6 protein-coding genes and 1 pseudogene are annotated in these 8495 nt (G+C 71.0%); all 7 read right to left on the minus strand.

All coding sequences use genetic code 11. The features are described from left to right. Nucleotides 1-49: 49 nt before the first annotated feature. Nucleotides 50-2572, minus strand: coding sequence for a serine/threonine-protein kinase (locus D7Y15_RS27845; RefSeq protein ID WP_121754467.1), 2523 nt, complete (start codon nt 2570-2572; stop codon nt 50-52). A 108-nt stretch (nt 2573-2680) separates the two neighbouring features. Beyond that, nucleotides 2681-3451 carry a hypothetical protein gene (locus tag D7Y15_RS27850; protein WP_121754468.1) on the minus strand — a complete coding sequence of 257 codons (771 nt, stop codon included), beginning with the start codon at nt 3449-3451 and terminating at the stop codon, nt 2681-2683. Continuing rightward, nucleotides 3448-4734, minus strand: a complete 1287-nt coding sequence (locus D7Y15_RS27855) for an ABC transporter permease (RefSeq protein ID WP_121754469.1) — start codon at nt 4732-4734, stop codon at nt 3448-3450. The genes D7Y15_RS27850 and D7Y15_RS27855 overlap by 4 nt, the downstream gene beginning before the upstream one ends. Next, the gene (locus tag D7Y15_RS27860; protein ID WP_121754470.1) at nt 4731-5435 is read right to left on the minus strand and encodes an ABC transporter ATP-binding protein; all 705 of its coding nucleotides are present in this window, start codon (nt 5433-5435) and stop codon (nt 4731-4733) included. The genes D7Y15_RS27855 and D7Y15_RS27860 overlap by 4 nt, the downstream gene beginning before the upstream one ends. Next, a complete protein-coding gene (locus D7Y15_RS27865) occupies nt 5432-7078 on the minus strand; it encodes a hypothetical protein (RefSeq protein WP_121754471.1) in 1647 nt (548 codons plus the stop codon). The genes D7Y15_RS27860 and D7Y15_RS27865 overlap by 4 nt, the downstream gene beginning before the upstream one ends. A 118-nt stretch (nt 7079-7196) precedes the next feature. Continuing rightward, complete coding sequence (locus D7Y15_RS27870; RefSeq protein ID WP_120578191.1) at nt 7197-8003, minus strand: hypothetical protein; 807 nt, start codon at nt 8001-8003, stop codon at nt 7197-7199. Between the two features lie 31 nt (nt 8004-8034). After that, a pseudogene (locus tag D7Y15_RS27875) lies at nt 8035-8495 on the minus strand (hypothetical protein); the annotation flags it as partial.

Below are 8495 nucleotides of genomic sequence, written 5' to 3' on the forward strand. Positions count from 1 at the left end.
GGGGGGAGGACCCCCAGGCTACCTCTTAAGTGTCAGGACCGCGGTGCCGCTAATCGCGGCAGCGCGCCTGCTTCTTCAGGGTTGCATCCACCTTGACCGTGGAACCCGCCGGGGACGGCGTGCCCACGGATACGTCCTCGTCCGAGTGGCATTTCGCCTTCAGCGTGAGCTCACGCGTGCCCCACGGCACCCGGATGGTGGCCGGCGTGACGAAGCCCAGGTCCTGCTTGCCTTGGAAGATGGCCGCGCCCTCGGGCGTGGACTCGACCCGAACCTCCACGGGCGCGCGCTCCAGGTTCGCCACCACGTCCAGGCCGTTGTTGTTCACGGCCATCTTCTTGACGAAGGGCACGTAGCCGGCGGCGGTGACCTCCACCAGCGGGGCGTCGTTGCTGAGCGAGAAGTCCCGGAGCACCTGCTCGCGAACGCCCTGCTTCCGGGCGACCTGGTTGTCGATCTTCACCTCGGCGTCTTCCGGCTGGGTCTTGAAGACCACGACCACCGAGCGCGCCTGCTTCTTGAGGACCACCGGCACCTGCGTGGCGTTGGTGCCCTCGGACACCATGGCGGACTGGTTGAAGGCCTCGTAGCCCGGAGCGGTCACCACCACCAGCACGTTGCCCACGGACATGGGCTTGAGGGCGAAGCCGTTGGGGGGGAACTTCTCCGGAGGCCCCGCGTTGATGGACACCATCGCGATGTCCTTCGCCTCCAGCGTCTTGAGCTCCACCATCACGTAGCCCTGCGCGGGCTTGCTCGGGGAGAAGACCAGGGCCACGCCCACCAGCAGGAACAGCGACGCCAGACCCACGGCGCCGTAGAGCAGGCGCTTGTCCATGCCCTTGATGCCCAGGCCCCGGGCAGGAGCCTCCTGCTCGGGCGCGTTCCTCTGGCGGCCTTCCTTCGCGGGCGGACGCGGCGCGTTCCCGTTGTTGAGGACGGGGGGCGCGGGCGGACGCGGCGCCGGTTCCGGCAGCGGGTCCGGCCGGTGGAGTCGCTGCGGCGGACCGTCGTTGCCCCGGTTCGGCGTCGGACGGGGCATGGGCCCGTCGTTGGCCATCAGCGTGGGCACGTTGGTCAGCGACGGACGCGGCGGCGCGGCGCTCAGCACCGGCGCGCTGTTCTGCGACAGGCGCGGCGGCGCCGGCGGCTGGGGCAGCGACGAGAGCGGCGGGATGACGGCGGTGCGGCCCGCCACGTCCTCTCCGTCGTCGTCGTCGGGCGCGGCCGGGGACTCCAGCGGCGTGACGGCGCGGCCAATGGCGGCGCCCGGCTGGGTGGTGGGCTCCGGCGAGTCGTTGAAGACAGCGTCGCGGTCCACCATCTGCGTCGCCAGCTCCTCGTCCTCCTTGGGCGAGGGCGCGGCGGGCGCGGCGGTCAGCTTGGGCAGCGCCGCGAGCGTGGGCGAACGGCGTGCCCCCTGCGGGTTGGCGCCGGAGTTGGAGGCGCGCGGCGGCGGCGCGGACACGGGCTCCACGGCGGGCGCGGAGGGCGCCACCGCGGGGATGTTGGTCATGCTCTGCGTGGGCACCGGGGACGGGCCGCTGTAGCCCGCCTCGATGGCCGCGAGCATGCCGTCCGGCGCGCGGATGTCCGCGTACTCGGCCAGGCGCTGCTTCTCGCGCTCCACCTCTTCGGCGAACGTGGACTTCATGTACTGCATGAGGTCCTTGCGGCCGAAGATGGAGTCGCTCGTCAGCAGGAAGCGCTGCAGGTCGTCGCCCAGCTCGCTGGCGTACTGGTAGCGCTCCTCCACGTCCTTCGCGAGCGACTTGAGGACGATGCGCTCCAGCGCCTCCGGGATGCGCCGGTTGTACGTGGACGGCGACGGCACCTCCGCCTTGCGCACCTTCTCCAGCACGGAGAAGTCGCTGTCGCCCACGAAGAGGCGCTCGCCGGTGAGCATCTCGTAGAGGCACACGCCGATGGCGAACACGTCCGAGCGGCGATCCAACGGCAGGCCGCGGATCTGCTCCGGGCTCATGTAGCCGAACTTGCCCTTGAGAATGCCGGCCTGCGTCTTGGTCGCCTTGCCCGCCGCCTTCGCGATGCCGAAGTCGATGACCTTGACCTCGCCCTCGAAGGACACGAGCACGTTCTGCGGCGAGATGTCGCGGTGGACGATGTTGAGCTCGCGCCCCATCCCGTCCTTCTTGCGGTGGGCGTAGTCCAGGCCCTCGCACATCTTCGCCACGCAGAAGGCGACCAGCGGCACCGGCGCGGGCTCACCCTTCTTCCGACAGCGGTCGAAGATGGCCCGCATGTCCTTGCCGGGGATGTACTCCATCGAAATGAAGTAGCTGCTGGCGATCTGCCCCAGCTCGTAGATCTGCGCGATGTTGGCGTGGGTCAGCTGGACGCTGATCTTCGCCTCATCGATGAACATCGAGATGAATTCTTCATCTTCGGCGATGTTCGGCAGGATGCGCTTGATGGCGACAAGTCGCTCGAAGCCACTGGCGCCGAACTGTTTGCCACGCCAGACCTCCGCCATGCCGCCGATGTTGACGCGGTCCAGGAGGAGATACTTCCCGAACGGGATGGGTTGCCGCTTCGGTTGAGAGGTCGTCACTGTGTGTGGGGGTCGAGTCCTTGCAGGGAGCCTATCGATCGCGGCTCCGCAGGGTCAACCGCGCGCGCGGACCTATTTCCGCCCGCTTGCTCCCCAGGCGACCCCGACTCAGGGCAAAGGGGACGTCGCCGCGCCCCCATCCACGATGGGGATCTCCAGGTCAATGCCCGGCAGGACATCATTTTCCTCGGGATCCGCGGGGATCTGTGCACGCACGACGGCGACGCGCGGCTCGCCCCGCTGGGAGAGCACGGCGGGCGCACCAAAACGCACCTCGGCGGGCAGCCCCACCAGCGTCACCCAGGCCTGTTTGCCGTCCCGGGCCACGCAGTAGAGCAGCGTGCCGGCCCGGGTGCCGGGCGCGCCACGGACCGGGCCCTCGCAGTCCGTGCGCACCTGGAGTGTATAGGCCGGCACCGACGCCCCGCGCTCCAGGTACGGCGGAGAGCCCAGCGCGTCCACCAGGGGCTGTAGCACCTGGGATCGCGTAGGCACGGACTCCACCGTGGCCAGCTTCTGGGCCTCGCCCTGGAAGCGCTGCAGTGCCACCGAGGCCATCTCCGGCGGGTCCAGCGGCGTGCGGCTCTCCGCGAGCACCAGGTCCACGAAGAGCGCCACCACGAGCAGGATGGGCAGGAGCCGGTAGCCCTTGAAGCCCTCCGGCTTCTTGCGCAGCAGTCCGGCGAGGAACACGGTCAGGCCCACGCCCGCGAGCCCGAGCACGATGCTCGCGCGCACGGCGGACGGCGGCGTCAGGAGCGCGGAGACCTCCTCGGTCCGGGCGCGCAGGGCATCCGAGAGGTCGCCCCCGTAGATCCACCCGAGCGCCCCCAGGCACAGGACGTTGGTCAGGAGCGACTTGCGCGAAGGGCCGCTCATCCCGCCAACGTCCTCGCCGGATCCGTGGCGGCGGCGCGGCGGCTGGGGAAGTACGCCCCGGCGAGCGCGGCCACGAGGCCCAGCAGCACCCCGCCCAGCACCACCGCCGCGGGGAAGGAGAAGAAGCTCTCCGGCTTGAAGGGGAAGTTGGGCAGGTAGCCCTTCGCGAGCCGGTCCACGATGAAGGCCAGCACCAGCGCCGCCGCCGTGCCCGCCGCGCCGCCCAGCACGCCCACCACGCCGGCCTCCGCCAGCACGATGGCGCGCACGTCCGCGCGCGAGGCGCCCACCGCCTGCATCACGCCAATCTCCTTCGCCCGAGCGCGCACCGACGAGGACATGGCGTGGGCGATGTTCACCGCGGCCAGCACGCAGATGAGGATGGAGAGCAGCGCCAGCGCGGACGTGGTGAGCGCCACCGCCGCGCCCGCGTTCTCCGCCATCCGGCGCTCCTGATCATCGATTTCAAAGCCCATCCCCTTCACCGCCTCCACCAGCTCCGGGACGCGTGAAGGGTCCGCGGCCACCAGCGTGACGCCGGAGTAGCTGTCCGCGTCCGCGCCGGAAGCGCGGTTGATGCGCACCGCCGTGTCCAGCGGGATGGTGATGCCCGCGAGCATGGCCCGGTCGGACGCGCCCACCACCTGAGCCTGCTGCGTGGTGCTGGGCCCGCCGGACGTGGCCGCCACGTAGGAGCGGTTGAACTCCACCGGGAAGGCGAAACCGATGAGCATCTCCGCGGACAGCTGAGGCAGCTTGCGCGCGGGCGCGAACGTCTTGTTGTACAGCTCCAACAGGCGCGTGGAGATGAGCGCGGGGATGGCCTTGCCCTCCCCCGGGTCCTTGAAGTCCTTTGCCTCCGGCAGCCCTACGTCCTTCTGCACCAGGCCGGGGTCCACGCCCACCGCGAGCACCTCCATGCCCATGCGCAGGCGCGAGCCGAAGAAGACGCCGTCGTAGCGCGTCACCGCCGGCACGCGGACGTTCATCTTCCGATACGTCGTCTCCACGCCGGGCAGCGCGGCCAGGCGCTCCACCGCGGCCGTGTCCAGCTTGCCGCCGCCAAGGAGGCCCAGCGACACCGCCGGGGGCACCACGTCCACCAGCCGCGAGTCGGTGGGGAAGATGCGCTCGCGGATGACGCGCCCCACGCCCAGGCCCAGGCCCACGAAGAACACCAGCGCGCCCACGCCCATGGCCACGCCGAAGGCGGAGAAGAACGCGCCCTTGCGTTCACGCGCGAGGGACAACCTCACCAGTCGCGACAGTGCGTCGAACCTCACGGGGCACCTCGCGACGCCAGGGCTTCCGACGCGGGGGATTCCTCCACCAGCCGCGCGTCCTTGAGCCGCAGCACCCGCCGCGCCACCGCGCTCATGCGCTCCTCGTGGGTGACGGTCAGCACCGTGAGCCCTTCCTTGTGCAGCTCCTGGAAGAGCTGGATGACGCCCGCGCCGGTGGCCGCGTCCAGGTTGCCCGTGGGCTCGTCGCACAGGAGCAGCTTCGGGCCGCCGAAGAGGGCCCGGGCAATGGCCACGCGCTGGCGCTCGCCGCCGGACAGCCGCACCGGCGCGCGGTCCTGCTTGGAGCCCAGACCCACGCGCTCCAGCAGCTGGCTCGCGCGCTTGCGCCCGTCCGCCGTGGCCGGACCGAAGTGCGAGGGCAACAACACGTTCTCCAGCGCGGACAGGTTGGAGATGAGGTGGAAGGACTGGAAGACGAAGCCCACGTGCGTGTTGCGGAAGCGCGCCAGCTCCTTGTCGCGCAGGCCGGTGAGCTTCACGCCGCCCACCTCCACCTGCCCCTGGTAGTGCACGTCCAGGCCGCCCAGCAGGTGCAGCAGCGTGGACTTGCCGCTGCCGGAAGCGCCCACCACCGCGACGAAGTCCCCTGCCTCCACGTCCAGCGACACGCCGTCCAGGACGCGCACGCGCGAGCCCTCGCCGTCCTCGTACTCCTTCACGACATCTCGCGCGTGGATCAAGGCGTGGCCGGGGTCGTGGTGGTGGCGGGCGCGGGAGTGAGCCGCAGGGAGACTTCCGCCTGCAGCGCCTTGTCCTTGCGAGACAGGGCCATCGTCACCGCGCGCAGGTCGTCCGTGGCATCCAGCCAACGCACCGTGGTGGCCTTGATGGCGAAGCCGCCAATGCCCCACGCGGCGGAGGGCAGCGCCTTCACCGCGTCCGCCAGCCGGCGCAGGTCCAGCAGCACCACCAGCGCGGCGTCCTTGCCCACGGACTTCAGGTCCTCGGACACGGGGCCGGTACCGGCCGGCTGCGCGAAGGAGGCCAGGGTGGACTCCAGGCGCGCCTTGGGCGCCGCGAGCAGCAGCTTGCCGTCCTTGGACAGCGCGAAGTGCGCGCCTTCACCCGCGCGGTACGACGTGAGGTACGCCTTCTGGCCGCTCACGTCCGTGGGCTCCACCTTCGCGCCGAAGCCGCCCGCGAAGCCGGGCACCTTGTCCAGCGTGGCCTGCCCCTTGGCCACGTCCTTCACCTCCGCGAGCGCCACCAGGTTGACGAAGCGGAAGGGGTTGGTGCGCCGCAGGTCCAGGTCCGGCATGCCCGAGGACAGGTTGACGTTGGGCGACAGCGACAGCGCGAGCACCATGCCCGGCTTGAGGTTGTCCAGCACCTCCGTCTTCACGTTGAAGCCCGCCTCCTGCACCGCGCGCGTCACCTGCGAGCCGGCCAGGTACGGCCACACGCCGTCCAGCTGCGCCGGGTCGCCGCGGAAGCGCGCCACGAAGAAGCTGTCCTGCGGCAGCCAGCCCGCGAGCGACTCACCGCCCTTGGGCTCCAGCGCCGCGAGCGACGCCTGCGTGTCCGGCCACGGCGCGTCCGCGCGCAGCGTCACCGCGCGATCCTCGACGTGGCCCGTGAAGGTGATGCCCTGCACGCTGCCCGCGGGCAGCAGGCCCATGCCACCCGGCAGCCACACGTGGAAGTCGCGGTCGCCGGAGAGGCGCTTGAGGGACGCCTCCAGCACCGGCTCCTTCGCAAGGGACTGCTCCTCCGGCAGCGCCGCCAGCTCCGTCAGCCGCGCCACCGACGCGCCTCCGCCCAGGAGCACCAGGTCGTGCGGGAGAAAGAGCATGCCCAGCATGGGCGTCGTGGAGCCCGGACGGTTGAAGGTGACGAACCGTCCTGCATCCACCTTCGTGTCCTTCTCCTCCGATGCGCCCAGGCGCGTGCGGGCGAAGGTGGCGAAGGTCGTCTTCAGCTTGTCCGCGTCCTTCACGCCAATGACGGACACCGCCTGCATGCCCCCGAAGAAGGCCGCGCCCGCGCCGCGCTTCGGGTCGATGCCGGCGTCCTCCAGCGCCTTGCGGCTGCGCAGGTCCACGCCCACCTGACGCATCACCGCGGACACGTAGCGCTCCGCGGAGGGGAAGTTCTGCAGCTGCGCGACGAACGAGGCCACCTTGAGGTTCTGGAAGCGCGCCAGCTTCTCGCCCAGCGTGCCCAGGTCGTCGATGACGACGGCCGCCTGCGCGGTGCGCGGCAGGTAGCGCGACACGCCCCGGGGCGAATCCGCGGGCCCGGCCGCCTCCTTCCCGCAGCGCGAGCAGCCGGCGAACACGACCAACAGCAGGACCAACGGGACGAATCCAACGCGGCGGAGCATGGGCGGCAGGACAGGATGCCTGCGGCGGAGAGTCAATCTATTCGTGCTCCGTCACAGGCCCCCGCCGGTGCCGCAAGGTGCCACGGTGAACAGGTGCCCGTCCGGGCCCGTGCCCGCTCTACCGCACGCGGGTGCCGCCGTGCGGCAGGGGCGCGGAGGTCTCCTCGGTGAAGTCGAGGAAGCGCTCCATCTGGCGCACGGTCTCGTCCGTGGCCTCCGTCTCCGCGGAGAGCACGTCCAGCTGCCGGTTGACGCTCTCCGGGTCGCGGATGGCGATGGACTGCTCGTGCGTCAGCCGCATCAGGTCCTCGATGCCGGCCAGCTGGTGGCTCACCACCTCGCGGCTCTCGCCCGCCTGCTCGAAGCGCATCAGGCGCTTGCGCTGAATCTCCACGCGCTTGCCCTTCACGTCCTTGAGGCGCGGGTTGGCTTCCCCGGCGACCTCCGCCTCCAGCGCCGCCACCTCGGAGGTCAGGTGCTCCCGGTCGGACCCGCTGAGGTATGTGCGGTACTGGTTGAGCGCGGAGATGAGCCGCAGGAAGGACGTCAGCAGCGCGTCCAGCTTGGGCTCGCTGTCCGCCGCCAGCACTCGCCCGCCGGGCAGCTTGCGGTAGTTAGCGAGGATCTTCTCCTTCAGCCCCACCAGCTGCTGGTAGTGGTCGCGCTGCGACGGCGCCAGGTCCGCGAGCAGCGAGTCCACCGCCGCGCGCGCGGCCTCCGGGTTGTCCGGCTGCTGCGCCCGCACGGCGCGCTGGAAGCGCTTCATGGACGACACGACGGCCAGGTAGACGCCCTCCACGCCCAGCGCCACCATCATGGGCAGCGGCTCCTGCGTCACGGCGCTGGACATGGCCGCCGTCGTCAGCCCCACCAGGTTGGCCGGCAGGAGGAACGCGGCCTTGATGTAGTTCGGTGTCTTCGCCACGTCCGACTCCCCTTCCCTCTTCCGGCCCGCTTCAGGGCCCCCGCGCCTCGGAGACGTACTTCAGAGCGCCCAGGTCCCGCGTGTCCTCCGCCGGAGGGGGCACCGTCCCGCGATTGAGCTTCTGGAAGAGCGCCGCGGCGCTCTGGAAGAGCTCGTCATAGGTAACCGGAGCCTCGCCGGAAAGTCCGAAGAAGGCCCGATTGTCCGCCAGCGTCGCGGGCGGCGCGCTGCGGATGGCCTCCGAGGGGTCCCCCAGATAGGGCGCCACCTCTCCCAGGAGCCGCGCCCCGGCCGCCGGGGACTTGAGCACGCCCTGCCCCGCGTCCAAGAGCCCCCGGAGCACCCGCCGCACCGCGTCCGGGTAGCGCGCCGCGAAGTCGCCCCGGGCCACCAGCACCGTGGCCAACAGGTGTGGCGCGTCCGCCGTGGTGGCCAGCACCTTGCCGCCCCTGTCTCTCGCCGCCAGCTCCACGTCGCCCCACAGCCCCTGTC

Origin of the sequence: Corallococcus sp. AB030, from assembly GCF_003668965.1 — a bacterium.
GTDB lineage: Bacteria > Myxococcota > Myxococcia > Myxococcales > Myxococcaceae > Corallococcus > Corallococcus exiguus.

Excerpts from the sequence above, each read along its gene's own strand:
- D7Y15_RS27850 (WP_121754468.1), bottom strand. The coding sequence starts at position 3,451 with ATGAGCGGCCCTTCGCGCAAGTCGCTCCTGACCAACGTCCTGTGCCTG.
- D7Y15_RS27865 (WP_121754471.1), bottom strand. The coding sequence starts at position 7,078 with ATGCTCCGCCGCGTTGGATTCGTCCCGTTGGTCCTGCTGTTGGTCGTG.